This is a genomic window from Candidatus Edwardsbacteria bacterium (assembly GCA_018821925.1).
GTDB lineage: Bacteria > Edwardsbacteria > AC1 > AC1 > EtOH8 > UBA2226.
The window spans coordinates 1-19418 of record JAHJLF010000043.1 but is presented as its reverse complement, the minus strand read 5'-3'; the positions used below and the strand labels follow the sequence as shown (position 1 = coordinate 19418).

At 53.0% G+C, this 19418-nt stretch carries 16 protein-coding genes; all 16 read right to left on the bottom strand.

Translation table 11 applies throughout. The annotated features are described in order from the left end of the window. Positions 1-14 precede the first annotated feature (14 nt). Complete coding sequence (locus KJ869_04495; protein MBU1576450.1) at positions 15-1067, bottom strand: rod shape-determining protein; 1053 nt, start codon at positions 1065-1067, stop codon at positions 15-17. A 96-nt stretch (positions 1068-1163) separates the two neighbouring features. Beyond that, complete coding sequence (locus KJ869_04490) at positions 1164-2096, bottom strand: ABC-2 family transporter protein (GenBank protein MBU1576449.1); 933 nt, start codon at positions 2094-2096, stop codon at positions 1164-1166. After that, positions 2018-2818, bottom strand: a complete 801-nt coding sequence (locus tag KJ869_04485) for an ABC-2 family transporter protein (GenBank protein ID MBU1576448.1) — start codon at positions 2816-2818, stop codon at positions 2018-2020. The genes KJ869_04490 and KJ869_04485 overlap by 79 nt, the downstream gene beginning before the upstream one ends. Then, positions 2815-3825 carry an ATP-binding cassette domain-containing protein gene (locus tag KJ869_04480; protein ID MBU1576447.1) on the bottom strand — a complete coding sequence of 337 codons (1011 nt, stop codon included), beginning with the start codon at positions 3823-3825 and terminating at the stop codon, positions 2815-2817. Before KJ869_04480 ends, KJ869_04485 begins: the two co-directional genes overlap by 4 nt. A gap of 301 nt (positions 3826-4126) precedes the next feature. Further along, positions 4127-4774, bottom strand: a complete 648-nt coding sequence (locus tag KJ869_04475; protein ID MBU1576446.1) for an endonuclease III domain-containing protein — start codon at positions 4772-4774, stop codon at positions 4127-4129. Positions 4775-4935: 161 nt separating this feature from the next. Further along, a complete protein-coding gene (gene deoC / locus KJ869_04470; GenBank protein MBU1576445.1) occupies positions 4936-5712 on the bottom strand; it encodes a deoxyribose-phosphate aldolase in 777 nt (258 codons plus the stop codon). A gap of 322 nt (positions 5713-6034) precedes the next feature. After that, entirely contained in the window at positions 6035-6523 is a 489-nt protein-coding gene (locus KJ869_04465) for a hypothetical protein (protein MBU1576444.1), read from the bottom strand. A gap of 272 nt (positions 6524-6795) precedes the next feature. Further along, on the bottom strand, positions 6796-9129 hold the full coding sequence (locus tag KJ869_04460) for a DNA internalization-related competence protein ComEC/Rec2 (protein ID MBU1576443.1): 2334 nt from the start codon (positions 9127-9129) through the stop codon (positions 6796-6798). An 11-nt stretch (positions 9130-9140) separates the two neighbouring features. Then, the gene (locus tag KJ869_04455; GenBank protein ID MBU1576442.1) at positions 9141-11342 is read right to left on the bottom strand and encodes a tetratricopeptide repeat protein; all 2202 of its coding nucleotides are present in this window, start codon (positions 11340-11342) and stop codon (positions 9141-9143) included. 40 nt (positions 11343-11382) lie between these two features. Continuing rightward, positions 11383-12258, bottom strand: a complete 876-nt coding sequence (locus KJ869_04450; protein MBU1576441.1) for an AAA family ATPase — start codon at positions 12256-12258, stop codon at positions 11383-11385. Positions 12259-12276: 18 nt separating this feature from the next. Further along, positions 12277-13842, bottom strand: a complete 1566-nt coding sequence (locus KJ869_04445; GenBank protein MBU1576440.1) for a tetratricopeptide repeat protein — start codon at positions 13840-13842, stop codon at positions 12277-12279. Positions 13843-13908: 66 nt separating this feature from the next. Then, positions 13909-15582 carry a glutamate formimidoyltransferase gene (gene ftcD / locus KJ869_04440; GenBank protein MBU1576439.1) on the bottom strand — a complete coding sequence of 558 codons (1674 nt, stop codon included), beginning with the start codon at positions 15580-15582 and terminating at the stop codon, positions 13909-13911. Positions 15583-15752: 170 nt separating this feature from the next. Next, complete coding sequence (gene hutI, locus KJ869_04435) at positions 15753-17078, bottom strand: imidazolonepropionase (GenBank protein ID MBU1576438.1); 1326 nt, start codon at positions 17076-17078, stop codon at positions 15753-15755. 4 nt (positions 17079-17082) lie between these two features. Continuing rightward, positions 17083-17646, bottom strand: coding sequence for a hypothetical protein (locus KJ869_04430; protein MBU1576437.1), 564 nt, complete (start codon positions 17644-17646; stop codon positions 17083-17085). After that, positions 17634-17861: a hypothetical protein gene (locus KJ869_04425; protein ID MBU1576436.1), complete on the bottom strand. Its 228-nt coding sequence runs from the start codon at positions 17859-17861 to the stop codon at positions 17634-17636. The genes KJ869_04430 and KJ869_04425 overlap by 13 nt, the downstream gene beginning before the upstream one ends. A gap of 148 nt (positions 17862-18009) precedes the next feature. Next, positions 18010-19418: ATP-binding protein (locus tag KJ869_04420; protein MBU1576435.1), on the bottom strand; the 1409-nt coding region annotated here is incomplete at its 5' end.

Genomic DNA, 19418 nt, shown 5'->3' with positions numbered 1-19418 from the left:
TCGGTTATCCCAAATCATTCTCGGCGGCTCTGCATCAGCACCTTGTCGAAGTTATCCCGGCTCTCCAGTATCCGGCCGGCCCCCAGCACGATGCACTCCCGGGGATTATCGGCCACCTTGATGGGCAAATTTGTCTCCTCGCGCAGCAGGGCGTCCAGCCCCCGTAGCAGCGAGCCGCCCCCGGTCATCACGATCCCGGCGTCCACAATATCGGCCGCCAGCTCCGGCGGGGTCTGCTCCAGGGCCTTCTTCACCGCCAGCACTATCAGGTTGATCGGCTCCCGCAGGGCCTCGCGGATCTCCTCGCTGCGGACCTTGACCGCCCGGGGGATGCCGGACACCAGGTCCCGGCCCTTGACCTCCATCTCCCGGCTCTCCTCCACCGGGAAGGCCGAGCCGATCTTTATCTTGATGTCCTCGGCGGTCTGCTCGCCGATCAGGACGCTGTAGCTCTTGCGCAGGTATTCCACGATGGCCTCGTCCATCTCGTCGCCGGCGGTGCGGATGGAGGTGTTGCTGACGATGCCGGAGAGGGCGATCACCGCGATCTCGGTGGTGCCGCCGCCGATGTCTATCACCATGCTGCCGATGGGCGAGCTGACCGGCAGCCCCACTCCTATGGCCGCCGCGATGGGCTCGGCCACCAGGTAGACCTCCCGGGCCCCGGCGTGTTCGGCCGAGTCGCGCACCGCCCGTTTCTCCACCTCGGTGATGCCCGAAGGCACGCAGACTATAATTCGCGGTTTGACTATGGAGCGCCGCTTCTGGGCCGTCTTGATGAAGGCCCTCAGCATCTCCTCGCAGATCTCGAAATCGGCGATCACCCCGTCCTTCATGGGCCGGATGGCCTTTATCTCGTCGGGGGTCCTTCCCAGCATCTTCTTGGCCTCGTCGCCCACCGCGATGGCCATGCCGGTCTTCTTCTCGATGGCCACCACCGAAGGCTGGTTCAGGACTATCCCCTTGCCCTCGACATAGACCAGGGTGCTGGCGGTCCCCAGGTCCACTGCCATGTCATGGGAGATGATGCTGGAAAAAAGATCCCGCAGATTAGGAAGCTTTATCATTGTTCCTCCAAGTTGGATGGTATTTTACAGTATTAAAGTTACAACGTAGAAAAGCAGGCAGAGCGGAGGCTAAAATTATTGTCAGGCCCTCGGCCCTCAGCTCCCGGTGCTCTCGTAGGCTCGGGTGCCCTGGCGCCAGATCAGCAGGGCCAGGCTTAAGAAGACCAGGGCCACCACCGGGGTCATCCAGACGTATATCGAATATTTGTCTTTCCCCAGCACATACATCGAGGGGAAAAAGGCGGTAAAGGCGTACGGTATTATAAAGGTCAGGATCACCCGCACCGCCCGGTTGAAGATTGTCACCGGATAGCGGGAGAATCCCTCCAGCATCAGCATCACCGAGACCACGCTTCCCCGGTCGTTGAACCAGAAGGTCAGGCTGACCAGAATGGTGAAGATCGCCAGGTAGATGGTGCAGGCCGCCAGCACTAGGCCGAAGGTGACCAGGTAGTCGCCCAGCCCCAGGTTCAGTTGCATCCGGGAAAGGGAGTAGGACATCATCGACAGGCCCACCAGGATGGTGGAACTCTCCTCCCAGTAGATGCGCTCGGTGACCACTTGAAAAAAACTGTTCAATGGCCGCAGCAGTATCCGGTCGAAGTGCCCCTCGATAATGTATTTTTCGCTCAGTTCCAGCAGGTTGGAGAAAAAGGTGAAGAACAGCCCCAGGCTGACCTGGGAGAAGCCGAAGATGAAGAAGATCTCCTCCTTGCGCCAGCCCTTAAGGCTGGGAACCTTGACGAAAAGCGAAACGATGAACAGCACCCCTATCAACTGCATCATGGCCCCGGCGATGAAACCGGACAGGAAATCCTCCCGGTAGGCCAGGCGGGACTTGATGGAGTTCGACAGATAGGCCCGCAGCAGGTTTATGTAAAAGATGAAACGTTTGATATGACCCGTTTTTTTATTTCTGCTTTTTAATTTTTGGTCTTTGATTTTATATTTTAGCCCCCCTGGATCTCCAGCCGCTTGATGGCGTAATGCCAGACGATCTGCCCGGTCAGGTAGATTATCACAATCCACATTATCTGCAGCAGCACCCCCTGGTGGACCTTGGACAGCGGCTCCATTCCCAGGTAGATACGCAGCGGGGCATAAGCAATGTATTTGAATGGCAGCCAGAACAAAACATTCTGCACCCAGTCGGGGAAGAAAGTGATCGGGATCATCACCCCGGAGAAGACCTCCACCAGCAGCTGTTTGAAGCGCAGCACCCCTTCGTTGTTCCGGGTGAAGAAAGCCACCAGCCCGGTCAGATAGCTGATACCGGCATGCAGGAAGAAGCTCAGGATCACACTCAGGGGGAAAAGGTACGGCCCCAGCTTCCCGCTGGGCAGGCTGACCGGGAAGATCACCGAGGCCACGATAATGATGGGCAGGGTCATAAACAGAAACATGAACGCCGCCCTTCCGAAAGCCCGGAAATAGTGGTACAGCTGGAAATTGGTGGGCTTCAACAGGTCCATGGCAATGGAGCCGTCACGCACCGCATCGCCGATCATCCGGTCTATCCGGTTGGCGAAAAAGGTCCGGGCCGACCAGCCGATCACCACGTAGGTCATCATCTGCTCCATGGTGAAGCCGGCTATCACCTGGTGCTTGGCGAAAACCGCCTTCCATAAAAAATAGTTCAGGGCGATGATCAGCAGGTAGGAGACGAAGTTCATCAGCACCTGAAAGCGGTAGGCCAGGTAAGTCAGATAGCCCATCCGCATGAATGCCCAGTATTTGGCCAGTCGGCTCACGTTTTTACCCGCTGTCTCTGGCGGTATATTTCCCGGACCACATCTTCGATCTTGGGGTTCTCCAGTTCCAGATCCCTTACTTCAAGCCGGGACAGCAGCTGGCCGATTATCTCCGGAGCGTTGACTTTTTTACGGTCGAAGATGAACTCCCAGTGGAACGGATTATCGCTCTCCATCTCCACCGGATATCCCGCCAACACCTTCTCTAAGCCAGGACGTTCTATGGGCAGTATAAAATCCACCAGCAGCCGGCGGCGGCCCACTGCCCGGTCCTTGAGTGATTTGAGATCCCCGTCGTATATCAGGTGGCCGCTGTCGATCATGATCACCCGGCGGCAGAGATGCTCGATATCGCTCAGGTCGTGAGTGGTCAGGATCACGGTGGTGTTGTATTCCCGGTTGATCTCCTTGATGAAATCCCGGATGCTGGATTTGACCGCGATATCCAGCCCGATGGTGGGCTCGTCCAGAAACAGCACCGGGGGGTTGTGCAGCAGGGAGGCCGCCAGGTCGCAGCGCATCCGCTGGCCCAGGGAAAGTTTGCGGACCGGGATGTTCAGCAGATCCGCGATCCCCAGCACCTCCTCGAATTTCTTCAGCCGCAACTCGAAATCCGCTTTGGGTATCTCGTATATCTTCTGCAACAGGCGCAGGGCCTCGATCACCGCGATGTCCCACCATAATTGAGTGCGCTGGCCGAACACCACCCCGATTTTTTTTACATGCTGGTATCTCTGCTTGTACGGCACCAGCCCCTGAACGCTGATGCTGCCCGAGGTGGGCACCAGGATCCCGGTCAGCATCTTGATGGTGGTGGATTTTCCGGCCCCGTTGGCCCCGATGTATCCCACCACTTCGCCCGGCTCGATGGAAAAGCTGATGCGGTCCACCGCCCGGACAATATGGTACTTGCGGTTGACCAGGTCCTTGAAGGAGCCCCACAGCCCGCTCCGGCGGCGGAAGGTCCGGAAATTCTTTACCAGTTCATTTACTTCGATTATGGGCATTGATCGCAAAAATATAGATTTATTTTAATGGTCATTCCTGCGAAGGCAGGAATCCAAGGATATCCCAGATTGCTTCATCTGCCAAAAATAAGGTTATATTACCTCGGCGTTTAAATAGATCAATAATCCATATTGTCAAGCCCTTCCCGCATCAAGTGCGGGATAAATTCCGAATGGCATCCAGGCCTGGATTCCTGCCGGAGTTTATGCTGAATGCAATGAAGTGCAGGAATGACGAATCACTGTATTTAATCGCCGTAGTAATAATCGCAATGACGTGTCTCTGATAAAACATATTAGTTTAAAAGGAGACACCCTCCAGCGGACAGCCTTGGCAATCAGGTCTCTTGCGGCATTTCTCCTTGGCCAGCCTTACTATCAGGGCATGATATTCGTTGAATAATTTCCGATCACTCGGCAGATGCGATTCGAAAAATATTTGCCAGGATGAATAATCAGATTCTTTTATTTTGATCCCGTGACGGCCGAAGATCCGCCGGGTATAGGCGTCTATCACGAAGACGGGTTTGTTCAAAGCATATAAAAGAATTGAATCAACCGTCTCCGGACCCAGGCCCTTGATTGCCAGCAATTCATCTCTCAGAACGCTGGTCTCGACCCGAGACATTTTTCTTAAATCGCCGGAAAATCTCTGCAGGACATATTGGCTGAGACCCTTTAAATACGCGGCTTTCTGGTTGTAAAAGCCGGACGGCCTGATGGCCGAGATCAGTTTTCGCTTAGAGATGCCAGCGATCTTATGCGGGCAGATCAGATCCTTCTTCTTCAAATTCTCTATCGCCCGGGAGACATTGATCCAATTGGTGTTCTGGGTCAGCACCGCGCCGATCATTACCTCAAAAGGGCTGTCGGCCGGCCACCAATCTTGCGGTCCGTATTCTTTTAAAAGAATTTTATATATTTTTAATAACTTTTTCCCGTATATCATGTAATTTGTTATTTTAGCACAAGTTACGAATAAGTGTCAATGTTTATATGATTTTTGTTGGATAGCAGGTAAGTCTTGTAAATTGAAGATGATAGCACATATAATTTCAGGTGAAAATAAAAAAAGGCGGGGTTGCCCGCCTTTTAAATATATGGATTTCCCTATTTACCAATAATTTTCACTCCTGATGATGTCCCGATCCGGTTGGCCCCGGCTTTTATCATGGCCATAGCATCCTCGGCGGTCTTCACCCCGCCGGAGGCCTTTACCCCCAGATCCGGTCCCACCGTTTGCCGCATCAATGTTATATCCTCGATCGTGGCCCCACCGGAAGAGAACCCGGTGGAGGTCTTCACAAAATGCGCCCCGGCCCCCCGGGCGATCAGGCAGGCCTCTATCTTCTGCTCCTGGGTCAGCAGGCAGGTCTCGATGATCACTTTCACTGTTTTGCCCCCGGCCGCTTTCACCACCCCGGCGATGTCGTCGAAGACTTCACGGTAAAGACCGGAACGCAACGCACCGATATTGATCACCATGTCCACCTCGTCGGCCCCCTGCTCAACGGATTTTCGGGCCTCGTCCGACTTCAGTGCCGGATCGTCCGCCCCCAACGGAAAGCCGCACACCGTGCATAATTTTACGGCGCTGCCCCTGAGATTTTCTTTGGCCAGCGGCAGCCAATATGGATTGATACACACCGAGCAGAATTCGTTTTCGGCCGCCTGGCGGCATAGGTCTATGATGCCCTGTCTGTCGGCCTCCGGTTTGAGCAATGTATGGTCAATATGGGCGGCCAGTTCTTTGGAGTCCGTTACCTTCTGTGCCCCGGCGATCTCGTCCTTGACAGATTTCCAGACACCGGAGAGGGGCCTTTCGCAATCGGCGGGGACCCCGGAGTTCTTCAGTTTCTGTTTGATCTGTTCAATCAAAGTTTCCATTATTACCCTCTCTGTTTTTTTAATGGGTCATGCACCTATTCTTCATCACTGTGTAATCAATTGTGTGTGGGTTGCTATGCTTCACGAATAATTTAATAATTATTTATGCAATAGCGGTATACAATATATGTCCCTATTATGTCAAGCGGTCTTTGCAAAATAATGGAAAATAATAAACCCCAAGCGTATAACGCTATGTAGGGCAATGCCGCGTTGGTTCCTGTGGTTTACTAATAATACTTCGTTTGTGTATTTTACATAACTGTCAAATCTTTGTCGATTGTTTTAAAGCACCCGCCTGGATGTTGCATTGTTATACTGCTCATTCTAATAATTCCTTATCATTTAATGATAGGTGACTTAGAACATAATAACCATCGACAGGTTCTTTACCAATAACATATTTAACAGTCTGCCTTTTTTGGTTAATAAACGTTATTGTATAGAAAACAACAGAACCGACTTCTCGCTCCATTTTGGTCCATACTAACTCACTCGGATTGATTATATTCCAATAATGTTTTTTAAAATTCAAAAGATATACCGATTTGCATTTTGGATTCGATATTCTTTTATTTATCTCTTTAACATTTAAACTATCATCCAATGCATCTATTTCATATTCGTTATGTGGTCCAAACAAATAATTTAAATTCTTTATTGTACAGGCGCTATCATGCATTGCAATATTTTGAATTACATAAATAAATTGTGTAATATCTTTTAATTCTTTAATCATATTAGCATTTGCGGTTGAATAAAAGTAACAGCAAATAAACAACATACAAATAATTTGAAAATGTTTTCTCATTTCGAAGACACCTCTTCTTTTATTTATTATTGTTAGGGAAAATAAAAGGTCTGACAAATAAAGGAATATTTGATCCTATTCTAATTAATCCATGGCAAAGATTCCAACTATTTGTATAGCCTTGCATTCCAGCGCAACCCCTTGCACCAAATGGTTTGCCATCGTAATGATATTTCCAACGCCAATCCTGGAGTAGTAATAAAACTTCATTTGAGTATTTTACATAACTGATGGAGCCTTGTCAATTATTTTAATAAGCTATTTCACCCTCTCTATTCTATGATGCTTTTATAGGTGATATTTTCTCCGTCGGATTCAATGATGACCGCCCCGTGGTGATCGGTCCTGAATATTTTGGATCCGCATTTTTCATAGTTAGCAAGCGCCTCCCGGGCGGGGTGCCCGAACCGATTGTTCTCGCCAACCGAGGTGATGGCAATCTCCGGCTTGATGATCTCCGCCAGCTCCGCCGGATTATTGGGCCGGGCTCCGTGGTGGGGCACTTTGAGCACCCGGCAGGAACCCAGCAAACCCTTCTGTAACAGGATTCCCTCCAACTCCGGCCCCATATCCCCGGAAAATAAAAAACTGGCCTTGCCATACTGGAGATAAAATATCAGGGATGACTCATTGCCGTTATCAATGCTGTCCTCACGGGAGTACAGAAAACCCCGGGCCGGCCAGATCCCACACAGGGTGTCGTAGCCGGAGACGGCCTCCAGCGCGACTTTTCCCGCTTTGGCCTGTTCCAAAGAACGGTTGAACATCGGCTGAGCGCTGGGGTGGTCGCTGATGATAAGCTTCCCGATCTTTACACGGTCCAGCAGGTATGACAGCCCGCCGCAGTGGTCGGCGTCGCTGTGGCTGATAACCACCCCGTCAAGCTTGGTTATTCCTCGGGATCTCAAGAAAGGCAGGATAACGTCCCGGCCGCTGTCCCGGTAGGGCGTATACAGCCCGGCGTCTATTAGGTATTTTTTCCCATTGGGGATCTCCACCAATGCGCAGTCCCCCTGGCCCACATCCAGAAAAGTGATCCTCAGTTCGGCCGGCCGGGCCAGAACCTGTTGCCAAACCAGAACGGTGGCCGCCATCAGAATCACGGAAGTGACCGCCAGGCGTGCCTTCCCGGCCCTTCGCCACAGAAAGGGCAGCAGGCAGACCCCGGCATACAATGCCAGCTGGGGCCAGGTCACGGTCGGCCAGTTGATGGTCCCTAATTTCAGTTGGCTGAAGAACGCTACCGAGTCCAGCATGGCCCGGGAACAGATATAAGCGCTGGCGGCCATGGGCCAGGCAATCCAGCCGCCCAGAAGATTTAAAAGCACCATCGCCAGGCCCAGGGCCAGGATCAGCCCGGTAAGCGGCACCACCACCAGGTTGGCAACCAGTGAGATCAATGGAACGCGGTGGAAATACCAGGCCAACAACGGGGCGGTAAATATCTGGGCGGCCAGGGACACTGCCAGCGGAGTCAATATCCATTTTCTCAACCGGGCCGATCTGGAGGCCCTGAAAAGCTGGGTTTCGATGGGCCTGGTCAATATCAATATCCCGGCGGTAGCGGCAAAGGACAGCTGGAAACCGATGTCACAGGCCGCATCCGGCCAGAAGGCCAGTATCAGCAGGCCAGCCAGCCCCAGCATGTTCAGGCCGTTTCCCCTCCGTTCGAACAGCCCGCCCAGCAGGACCGCCCCCACCATGATGGAGGAGCGGACGATTGACGGGCTGGCCCCGGCCAGCAAGGTATACACCGCCAGCCCGGCCACCGTCCCCAGACTGGCCGCCCGCTTGGGCAGTTGCAATAGGCGCAGGATGATGAAAACGATAAAAGCCATCAGCGCCGCATGAAGCCCGGACACCGCCAGCACATGGGCGGTCCCGGTGTCGGAGAATGCCTCCCGGACTGACCGGGAGAGGTTGTATCGCTCCCCCAGCAGCAGCCCGGCCAGCAGGGATCCCGGGTCGCCCCCCAGATAGCGGTCGATGGTCCCTCTGACGTACTTCCGCAAGGGGATGATCAGGCCGGACATCACGATATTACCCCGGGAGTGCGATAAGATCTTATGGCTGTTGGCGGTGAATATCCCCGACACCTCCTGGCGTTCCAGATACTGGCGGTAATCGAAGCCTCCGGGGTTGCGCCGCTCGGCGGCCTTACGCCAGATCCCCTCCACCGTCAATACATCCCCGTATTCCGGCTGGCTTTCCCCTTGGAAGCCGATATAGGTCATCAATTTCTGATCGGCTGGCTGCCAGGAATCACCGCTGCGCCGGGCAATGGCCCGGGATACAAATCTCCACCCCCTATCCGTCCGGCGCGGCTCGGAGGCTGCCTTTACCAATAGGATCTGTCTGCTGCCGTGATCCCATTGGGGAGAAATGGTGGAGTGCCTTATTTGATAACTGGCCAGACCTGCCGCCATCAAGGCCAGATATAGGGCCGGTGCAACCATTTTAATTCTGAACCGATAACCTGCCCAGGCCAGCAGCAGCGATGCCGCAGCTATCAGTCCTGAAAAAATAAAAGGGATGCTGAACGCCGAGGCGGTCAGCACCCCCAATAACAAGATTATGAAAATTTTCAGGGCCGGATATCTGTCCATTTCAAACCATATTAAACGTAGGATATCCTCTGCTTTTCCGGTTTCTTCAGCTTGGATGGGATGGGCTTGGGCTTGGGTGCGGATTCAGCTTCTGGCTGCTCCGGCGCCGGTTGAAATTGGGGAGCCGGGGCGGCAGGCTGCATACCGGGCCTGGGTGGAGGCCCAGCCGGACGTTGGATCTGCGGAGCCTGGGGTATCGGCCTGGCCTGGGGAGCCGGAGCAACGGCCGGGGCCGGCTGAGGCGCCTGAGGCGTCGGCCTGGGTGTTGCGGCCGGAGGAGCGGCGGGCGCCATGGAAGCCCTCAGGGATTGCAGCCTCTGTCCCACATCCCTGAAATTGACATCGGTGGTGTAGATATCCTCCAGGGTCTTGATGGCGCTGGGGATCTCCCCGGTCAGCTCATAGGCCTGGGCCAGGTTATACCGCAGGCCGATGTAGTCCTCATCGCTGTAGCCCGGGGTGGAGAGCCCCCGCTCCAGTTGTTTGATGGCGAACTTGGGCTCCCCCCGATCCAGAAAACAGATGCCCAGCATCTCGAAGGACTTCAGGCGCTCCTTCTCGCCCTTGGAAGCTACCTGGAACTCGGCAATGGCCTCCTCGGCCAAGCCCATTTCTTTATAGGCTATGCCCAAATCGTAATGGCCCTGGAAATCCTCCTGGTTTATACTTTGATAGACCCCTTCCTTGAACTCGGCCAGGATGTCCTGCAGCGAAAGAAATTCTTCCTGGGCGCCCGGGGCTGCGGCCGGCTCCTCATCGGCCACACTGAACTTGACCCTTGACTGGCGGCCTCCCTCCACTATCTCCCGTCCCCAATGAACGTCATCGCTGGCCGGTGGCTCGGCCGGCTGACCATGGAACTGGGGCTCCTCCGACTGGGTATCTTCCGGCTCGGGCTGTGATGCGTCCAAGGCCGGCGGGGCCTCAGCCTGGACCGGTTCCGGCTGCCAGGCAGCAGGCTCCGGTGCTTGGGGTTGCCCTTCGAATTGGGAGGCTGCCGGCTGGCTGAATGAAATATCGGGAACCGCCGCCTGAGAAGGCGCCGACTCCTGATGGATCTCCATGCCCGGCATTTCGAAAGCCCCCTCGGGCATCTCCGGAAGCAATAGGGACAGGCTCTCCAGGGCATTCTCGTTAACCGGATCTATCTCCAGAACCTTTTGGTAAACCGCCGCCGCCTGTTCCCTCAGTTCCCTGCGGTGCAGGCACTCGGCCAGCCCCAGATAGGCTTCTATCAGGGCCTCCGACTGGTTGTTCTGCAGGGCGATCTCCACCAGCTTCTGGCGGCTGCGCAGCTCCAGGGGCTGCAGGTTGGCTATCTTCTTGTATACCTCCACCGATTTTTCCACGTTGTCGTCGTTCATGTAGCCGTTGGCCGCGGTGTGGTACTGGTCCAGGGCCTCCTGGGTGGAGCCGATCTCGACCAGCAGGTCGCCCAGCTCGATGTTGGTGGCCCAGTCCTGTTTGGCCGCATCTTCCTCCTTGGGCGGCTCCGGTTCTTTATCGATCACCAGTTCCGGAGCGGATTCGGCCGACGCTTCGGATCGCTGCTGGGACAGTTCCTCGATGATGGAATCGGGCCTGACCTCGGCCTCCGGCGCTGCCTGGGCCGGGGCGGCCTCCCCTTTCATCCCCCTGACCTTGGCCTCCAAGGACTCGGCCTCGATCGTCCGGCCCTGGTTCCGGTAGGCCTTGGCCAGCTGGGAGAATTCCTCTATGGCTTCGGGGATCTTCTTCTGGGTCAGATACATCTCGGCCAATTTGGAGCGTACCGCCAGGTTCTGGGGATTGAGTTCTACGATCTGGTGATAGATCGGAAAAGCCTCGTCGGATTTGCCCTGCTTGATCTTCCGCTCGGCGTATTCCAGAAGATTGGTGATGGCCTCGTTGACCAGCCCCTGCTGGATATACAGCTCTCCCAGGGTCTTGTAAACCTCGGGGTCCTCCTTGTTGACCCTGAGGATCTTTTTGCAGACCGCAATGGCATTGTTATAAAGGGCGTCGTTGCTGTAGCCCCTGACCGCCTCCAGATAACTGGAGACCGCCTCTCCGACATTGGACAGCTTCACATAGGCGTCGCCGATGAAATTGTAGGTACTGGCATTTCCGGGCTCCAGATCCAGCACTTTTTTATACTCGTTCACCGCTTTGGCGAAATCGCCCTTTTGGAAATATTCGGCCGCCTTGGCCCTTATTTGATCAACTTTTGCCATCGCACCATTTATCGTTTTGTGAATTTAATCCGCTTCTAGATCAGAATCCGTATTCGTTGGCCTCGGCCCCGGCCGCCACTCCGGCCGTCTGCTCCGCGCCGTCGTCCAGTCCCAGATTGTTGGCCACGATCTGAATTACCGAGGCGTCCAGCAGGTCCTTCTCCTGGAGGCAGCCCTCCATCAGGGCGTTGTCGCAGATGGCGTTTATCAGGCGGGGGCGGCCCTGGGCATACCGGGCGATCAGTTCATAGGCGGTATCGGTGAAAAGCTCCTCCTCGCGGCCGGCCACCACCAGCCGGTGCTGGACGTACTCCCTGGCCGCAGCATCATCCAGCGGACCCAGGTGATATTTCACCGACACCCTTTGATTGAGCGAAACATCCACCAGCAGGTTCTGGTTGACCTCGGTCATGCCGAACAGGATGAAGGTTATCAGCCGGGCATCGGACAGCTCCAGGTTCAAAAGGCCGCGGATCTCCTCCAGCATGGCTTGCCCCCGCAGGAGATTGGCCTCGTCGATCAGGATCACCGCCTTGCGGCCCTCGGCATGGATCTCCATCAAACGACGGGCCAGGGCCGATGACACCTGGGTCTTATCTTCGGGGGCCTCCTTGACGTCTAAAAGTGCGCTTACCCTCCGGAGAAACCATAATGGACTGAAATCGCCGTGGGTCAGCACCAGCAGCGCCGTCTCAAACCTCCCGTCCTCGCGGAGGATCTCCAACAGGCGCCGGGCCAGCATGGTCTTTCCGGTGCCCACCTCTCCGGTCAGCACCCCCAGACCCCTCATCCTCTCGGCCACGTGGGCCAGATGTATTATGGCCCGGCTGTGCTGGGGGCTGTCGTAGTAGAATCGGCTGTCGGGGATATTGGAAAAAGGATCGTCATTAAGCTTGAAAAATCTTTCGTAGTCCATTGATTCTCCTAAAAAATATTATAGGAAAGAAAGCCCTTTATCTTTCTGGCTGAGGACTATCGGCGCTGTCTCCGGGGGCGGTTCGGTTTCCGTTTCTGTTTCGGAAGCCGTCTCCTCAATCGGCAAATTTGCCTGCTGATATGAAACATCATCATTCTCATCCAGCGGAGCATATCTATCGTCACTGGTATTCTCAGAGAGAGTGATCACCGCGGCCTTTGGATAAAATTCCTCATCGCCGGCGGGAAGCGCTTCCGCAGGGATCCTTTCGATTATCTCATCAACGGCAACTATCTGCCTCGGCGCTTCTTCAGACGCCGGTTCTAATGATCCCGGCTCAATGCCGGAACCCGGGCCGGCAGCCGCCTCCTGTTCCGGAAGGGTGATCCTGGTCTGCTGCGGATCCTTGAATTTGTTCTCCAGATCCCTCAGGCGCTTGGCGACGTCCTTATAGGTAATATCAATGACGTAGACCTGCTCGTACTCGTATAAAGCCTTCTGGGAATCCCCCAGTTGCTCATGGGCCACCCCCAGGTTGTAGTGCAGGCCCACATATTCATTATCCAAAAATTTCCGGATGGAGAGGCCCTGGCTGAGCACTTCTTTAGCCAGACCGTAATCACCCTGCTCCAGGAATGATACCGCCAGCATCTCAAATCCCTTTAACTGCCGGTTCCCGCCTTTGATGGAGTTCTGAAATTCAACTATGGCCTCGTCCTTTAAGCCCTCCTGCCGGAAAAGAATGCCCAGGTCGTAATAAGGCTCATAGGCTTCGTCTATCTTGTTCCAGATCAGTTCCTGGTAGTTTTTGCAGGCTTCCAGCAGCTCGGATTGAAGTTTTTTATCATCCAGGGCGCTGTCCTCGGACGATGAAAGCACCTTGGCCAGGGCTTCTTCATTGCCGGGATCGCGTTCCAGTATCTTCTGATAGACCGCCCTGGCCTTCCGGACAAAGCCCCTTCTCTGCAGCACCCGGGCATAGCTCTGCTGGGTTTCGATGATCTTCCTGGCCTGACCCATCTTCAGAGCCACGTCCACCAAACGGCGGTAGGGGACAATATCCGCCGGCTCCGGGGCATTCTCCGAATTGTCGGAAACGGCCTGGTCCGCCAGCTGCCTGATCTTCTGGTAACCGGCTTTTAAGGGAGGATTCTCCGGAATAATGTCTGTTATCCGCTGGTATACCGCCGCCATAGCAGTAAAATCCGAACGGATCTTCATCTGGTTGGCATAACGGACCCACTCCCGGACGGCCCCGCTCTTCAGCCCCAGGTTAAGATATCCTTCAGCTATCTTATTATATAACTCTATCCTATCCTTGTCAATAGACAAAATCTTCTTGGAGGCGGCGATCACCCGGCTGAAGTCCCCGGACTTCTCCGAAAGCCTCAAGGCCTTCTCGTACATGTCCAGGCCCTTGCGCCCCTCGCCCAATTCCAGATAGATATTGGCCAGGGTCAGGTTGAACTCGGAATCCTCCGGCTCGATGGAGACAATCTGCTCCGCCGCCCTCTTGGCCTTCTCCCACTCGGCCTTCTGGTAAAAAGCCCGGGCCTGCTCTTTCAATCGGTTTATTTCAGCCATAATTAATATTTTCCAAAGTCATTGCCTATAATATAGGATTATATAGGACTGGGACTAAAATTACAATTACATTTTTATATTTTTCATCACCGCCTGCTGGACAGCATCGCACAGGTCGGCCGATTCCTTCTTCAGGTCCTGGCATTCTTTTACATGACTGTCCCTGAAAGCCTGGTCTTTTATCGACCCCAGGTTTATCAGCACGTTCAGCACCGCCCCCTCCACCCCGGCCCGGGCCATCAGGGCGGCCACTCCGGCATCTGAGGCCGAATTGGCATTGCCTTTTTCGGCCGCGCCCAGTGAAAGCTCCATTGCCTTCAGGCAGGTCTTGGCGGTCTCCAGCGGGACTGCGGCGGCTTTTTTGTATCCTTGTTCCATGGCCGTTTCGCGGGCTGTTTTCTGTTCCGGAGTCCCCTTGGGCAGGCGCATGGCCTCCATCAGGTGGTTGAAGGCGTTGGTATCCTCGTCCACCGCCTTGGACAGCTTGTCCTTGATTTCCTGCCCTCTCTCTGCCAGAACGGACATTTCCTCCCAGACCTTATCGTAGCCCTGCTTGCCCACGGTAAGATTGGCTACCATGGCTGATAATGCCGCGCACAAGCTGCCGGCCAGAGCCGCCACCGAGCCTCCGCCCGGGGCCGGGGATTCTGAGGAGACTTCGTCCACAAAATCCCTGGCGGTCATGGACATCAGCGGGGCAGGCTGGATGAAGTTGTACTCAATGATCTTCTTGGCCGGATCGAATTCGGAAAGTTGATCGAGCCCCAGCGAACGGATGGCGATCTCCACCAACTCCTTCTCCGGCAGCCCGGCCGATTTGCCCTGTTTTTTCAGGTAGAATTTTCCGGCATCCAGCATCGGTTTCAGGGGAACCAGGCCCACCAGTTCCGAGCCGGTGACGATCAGGCCCAGCTTTTCCGCCTCCTCCCGGGCGGTCTCGAACACCACATGCAGCGGGGTGGTGTTGTAATTGATCAGGTTGATGGACACCTGGGCCTGGCGGTATTGCTCGATATACCAGCCGATGGCCCGCACCGCCTTCAGGCGGCCGGGGACTTTTACCGTTTTTCCCTGGGCATCCTTGACGATCTTGCCCGAGGCATCCTTCTTGGCCCGCCCGCCCTCGCGGATGTTCAGGGCTATCTCGTTGGCCAGCTTTTTGTCCCGGGTGTTGAGGTTGACGTTGTAGGCGATCAAAAATTCCCGGGCGCCCACCACGCTGGCCCCCCATTTATGTTTGAACTTGGCCGGGCCGAAATCCGGCTTCCACTTGGGGTCTTTTAATTTTTCTTCAAGCGCCTCGTATTCGCCGGTTCGAATATCGGCCAGGCTCTGGCGCTCCGGAGAGGCAGCGGCGAATTCGTATAGGTAGACCGGGATCTCCAGCTCCTCCCCCAGCCGTTTGCCTAAGTCTTTGGCTATCTGGGCACACTCGTCCATGGTGACGCCCGATACCGGCACGAAGGGGCAAACATCCATGGCCCCCATCCGGGGGTGGGCTCCGCTGTGTTGGGACATGTCTATCAGCTCGTGGGCCTTCTTGGCGGCCTGGAAAGCGGCTTCCTTGACGCCTTCCGGCGTTCCCACGAAAGTGTAGACGGTGCGGTTGGTATCGGCCCCGGGATCCACGTCCAATAATTTGACGTCGGATACCGAGCGGACGGCATCGGAAATGGCATCGATTATCTTACGGTCGCGGCCCTCGGAAAAATTCGGTACGCATTCGACTAACTTAGTCATATTACTTGCTCCAAATATATGTGATAATTTAATTTTCTTTACCGCGAAGACGCCAAGCTCGCTAAGGTTTTTTTACAAGGGCGCCATGTATGTCTATATATCACACTGAACCGAAAAGACACCAAGGTAAAGAGTTGGGATTTTCTTTGCGTCCTTTGCGTCTTAGCGGTTTAGCTGGTCCCCACCACTATCTTCCCCCGCTTGACCACCGTCTTAACGTAATTCACCGCGTAATGATACGGAATATACCGGTAATTGGGAATATCCATGATCAGCAGATCGGCCTGCTTGCCGATCTCTATTGAACCGATCCTGTCGCCCCGTTTGAGAGCGCAGGCCGCGTTGTAGGTGGCGGCGCAGATGGCCTCCGCCGGGGTCAGCCCCAGATACAGGCAGGCCAGCCCGATGATGAACGGCATGTTCTCGATGGTGCAGGAGCCGGGGTTGAGGTCGGTTGCCAGCGCCACCGGGATGCCCATCTCGATCATCTTCCGGGCCGGGGCGTAATTCTTCTTGATGGTCAAACTGGTGCCTGGCAGAAGGACTGCGATGGTGCCGGCCTGTTTCATCAGGTCCAAACCTGTTTGTGACGGATATAAAAGATGCTCGGCGCTGACCGCCCTGACCTTTCCGGCCACCTCGGCCGCGCCCACCGAGGCCAGTTCGTCGGCGTGGATCTTGGGGTACATTCCGAAATTGCTGGCGGTCTCCAGGATCTTTGTCGCTTCCTCCGGGGTGAACACCCCCTGGTCACAGAACACATCACAGAACTCGGCCAGCTTGGCCTCCGCCACCTTGGGAATCATCTCCTCACAGATCAGCTTGACATATCCTTCCCGGTCAATTCCAGATTCAAAATTCTGACTTCTGTATTCTTCAGGAAACTCATGCGCCCCCAGAAAAGTTGACACCACCTCTATCGGCTGCAATTTATTCAGGTCCTGATTGACCTGTAGTTGCTTGATCTCAGTCTTGGTCTCCAGCCCGTAGCCGCTCTTGGATTCCACCGTGGTGGTTCCCCACATCAGCATACGGTCCAGCTTTTTTAGGGCATCGCGCTTTAAGACCTCGCGTGAAGCCAGCCTGGTGGCCTTGACCGTGGAACGTATCCCGCCGCCCTTGGCCGCGATCTCCTGATAGGTGATCCCTGAGGCCCGCATCTCGAACTCGTCCTCGCGGGAGCCACCGTAGACCAGATGGGTGTGGCAGTCCACAAAACCGGGCATGACCACTTGATTCTTGGCGTCAATGACCTTGGTGTGGGGCAGGAGTTTTAGCTTGGGCTTGAGATCTGAAGTTTTGCCCACCGCCACGATCTTGTCGTTTTCGATTGCCACCAGCCCGTCCTCGATGATGCCGAGCTCGGACATGGCCGCCCTCACCCTTGCCCGTCCTCCCTCTCCTAATGCCTTAGGAGAGGGTCGGGGTGAGGTCAACCCTTGAGGAGAGGGGGAAAGGGTTAGCAGTTGGCCGATATGTTGGATGATAAGGTGCATTAGATCACTCCGACTGCGATTCCAAATTAGCCAATAATTCTGCCAAGCCTGCGGATTTTGCCATTGATCTCAAATAATCCAGATCGAGCTCATCATGTTGTATCTCAAACACAGACAATGCATCCTGAAACTGGATCGTGGCTTCTCCGGCCTGCCGGTGCCAATCGAGTTTTAAAAGTATGATATCCTCTGGGGTGGCAATGAACGTTTTCTGCCCAAGAACCTCGGCCGCCTGGCGGCGATGGAAAGCCGAGCTTTTCAGGGCATCATCCTCATCCAAAATCCAGAAATCGGCCTTAAGCCCCGTCTCGGAATCGATCAGATTGAACATGGTCTTGGTTTTAATGGCGTCCACAGCGGCCTCTTGGCTGATATAATACCGGGGCGCGGGGTATTTCGCTGACAGTGTTTTTATCTGTCCGGATGTTATTGCCACTGCCAGGTCCACATCGTGGGTCAGCCGGGGCTGGCCATAGAAATTCGAAGCCACCGAGCCGGTCAGCATGTACTGGACGCCTATTTCGTTAAGCATCCGGATCACCGAAGTAAAAAATTCTATCTGTTGCATCTTAACATACGTTTTGTGGTTTCCTGCTGTACCTGCCGGTCGTCATACTCGGGATGCCGGTGGCGGATGCCGTCCTGCATCAGCCGAAGGGCCAGGTCATATAGCTCACAGCCCAGCAACACCCGCTGTTGACCGGTCATTTTTCGCAATATTCCCAGGTATTCCCGGCGCTGCAGTTTGTCCTTTAGTTTGGGTAATGATGTAATATTTGTCATTGGAGCATATTTTTATTGGTTTTGCAGTTAGCCACCCGACCTTTTCCTCCTTCTCCTAATGCCTTAGGAGAGGGTTGGGGTGAGGTCAACCCTAAAGGTGAGGGGAAAGGGTTAGCAGTTGGCCGATATGTTGGATGATGAGGTGCATTTATGTTGCTATCTTTTCTATGATTTTATCATGAAAATCCTTAATAATTGGATTATTAACAACTTCACTGTTTCTAACCATTTCTTGTGCCATAGCTGCGGCTTTTTTCCAACACCTGTCATCTTTATTATACATTATTGCATCCGGGTCCTTTTGCTTAACTTCTTGCATATACTCATTCAATAAATCATAAGGCCCAAAACCAGATAAATTACTTACTTTAGTTTTTAATATTTTTGCGATTGCTTTTTTAGACAAGAGGTTTTCAATGTTTCGGAATGATTTATTAAAAAAGGTTAATATACCCATTTTATCACATTCAATAATAAAATTCTCGCGCCCTTGTTGATTGCCACCTTCTGCAGGGGATCTATCTAATTCACTATCCATCCAAATAACCGGTTTTAGTGATATTTTCAACATATCTTCTGGTTTAATGTGTGAGTAATTATCACCGCCAATATTATGAAATATAATCCTATTCGCATTTATAGCATCTGCTGTATCATCAAATGCTAATAAAAATTCTCTTAGCACAAATAATTCAGTAACCCCCTCGACAAAAATGACAACATCCGCAAGACCCACATGGCTCATTGTAAAACCAATTGGATCTAAAACAGCCGTAATATTTTCTTTTGTTATGCGTTTAAATACTTTATCATTTTCAACTCCATTATCAACATAATAAACTGATGTATTTTCATTAAATTCAACAAAAGACGGAGAGTGAGTTGCAATAAACAGTTGTATGTTTTTATTCTCTTTTATCTCGTCAATAAAGTACTTTAATACTTTTTTCTGCAACCCTGGGTGTAGCGAATTTTCTGGCTCGTCAATAAACATCAATAATGGCTTATTATATAACTTATGAAATTTCAAATAAAAAATTAACAAAAATATTGAAATTGTACCTTGGCCATAAAAGGTAATAGGTAATTCTTGTTTATTTATCTCTTCTAAACTAAACAATACACCACTATTATATTTTAAGGGATTTATCGAAACACCTGTTTTAAATCCAAAAAAATTCTCCACTTCTTTTACAATATTTTTAATAATTGACTTTTGATCGCTTAATTGTCCATTATGCAGCGATTCAAATACATAACCTGGCACTTTGCTCCCATTCCCATTTTCCAATACAGAGTTAACATTGCTTACAGGTTGTTCAAGTAATATTGACCTGTGCGAAGTTATAAATATATTTTGTAAGTTTTGTATTTTAGCTGTAATGACCTCATTGAAAGTTGGACAAATATCTTCAAATGAGCTTGCTTTAGTCGTATTTATTGGGTCATTCCTATCAGTATAGTAATCTATCCCATGAGTTTTGTTTTTATATAATTCAACCAATTTATCTTTATTTGCATAATTCCAATAAAATTTTCCCTCTTTTGATAATTTAT

Excerpts from the sequence above, each read along its gene's own strand:
- KJ869_04495 (MBU1576450.1), bottom strand. The coding sequence starts at position 1,067 with ATGATAAAGCTTCCTAATCTGCGGGATCTTTTTTCCAGCATCATCTCC.
- KJ869_04480 (MBU1576447.1), bottom strand. The coding sequence starts at position 3,825 with ATGCCCATAATCGAAGTAAATGAACTGGTAAAGAATTTCCGGACCTTC.
- KJ869_04475 (MBU1576446.1), bottom strand. The coding sequence starts at position 4,774 with ATGATATACGGGAAAAAGTTATTAAAAATATATAAAATTCTTTTAAAA.
- deoC (MBU1576445.1), bottom strand. The coding sequence starts at position 5,712 with ATGGAAACTTTGATTGAACAGATCAAACAGAAACTGAAGAACTCCGGG.
- KJ869_04465 (MBU1576444.1), bottom strand. The coding sequence starts at position 6,523 with ATGAGAAAACATTTTCAAATTATTTGTATGTTGTTTATTTGCTGTTAC.
- KJ869_04460 (MBU1576443.1), bottom strand. The coding sequence starts at position 9,129 with ATGGACAGATATCCGGCCCTGAAAATTTTCATAATCTTGTTATTGGGG.
- KJ869_04455 (MBU1576442.1), bottom strand. The coding sequence starts at position 11,342 with ATGGCAAAAGTTGATCAAATAAGGGCCAAGGCGGCCGAATATTTCCAA.
- KJ869_04450 (MBU1576441.1), bottom strand. The coding sequence starts at position 12,258 with ATGGACTACGAAAGATTTTTCAAGCTTAATGACGATCCTTTTTCCAAT.
- KJ869_04445 (MBU1576440.1), bottom strand. The coding sequence starts at position 13,842 with ATGGCTGAAATAAACCGATTGAAAGAGCAGGCCCGGGCTTTTTACCAG.
- ftcD (MBU1576439.1), bottom strand. The coding sequence starts at position 15,582 with ATGACTAAGTTAGTCGAATGCGTACCGAATTTTTCCGAGGGCCGCGAC.
- hutI (MBU1576438.1), bottom strand. The coding sequence starts at position 17,078 with ATGCACCTTATCATCCAACATATCGGCCAACTGCTAACCCTTTCCCCC.
- KJ869_04430 (MBU1576437.1), bottom strand. The coding sequence starts at position 17,646 with ATGCAACAGATAGAATTTTTTACTTCGGTGATCCGGATGCTTAACGAA.
- KJ869_04425 (MBU1576436.1), bottom strand. The coding sequence starts at position 17,861 with ATGACAAATATTACATCATTACCCAAACTAAAGGACAAACTGCAGCGC.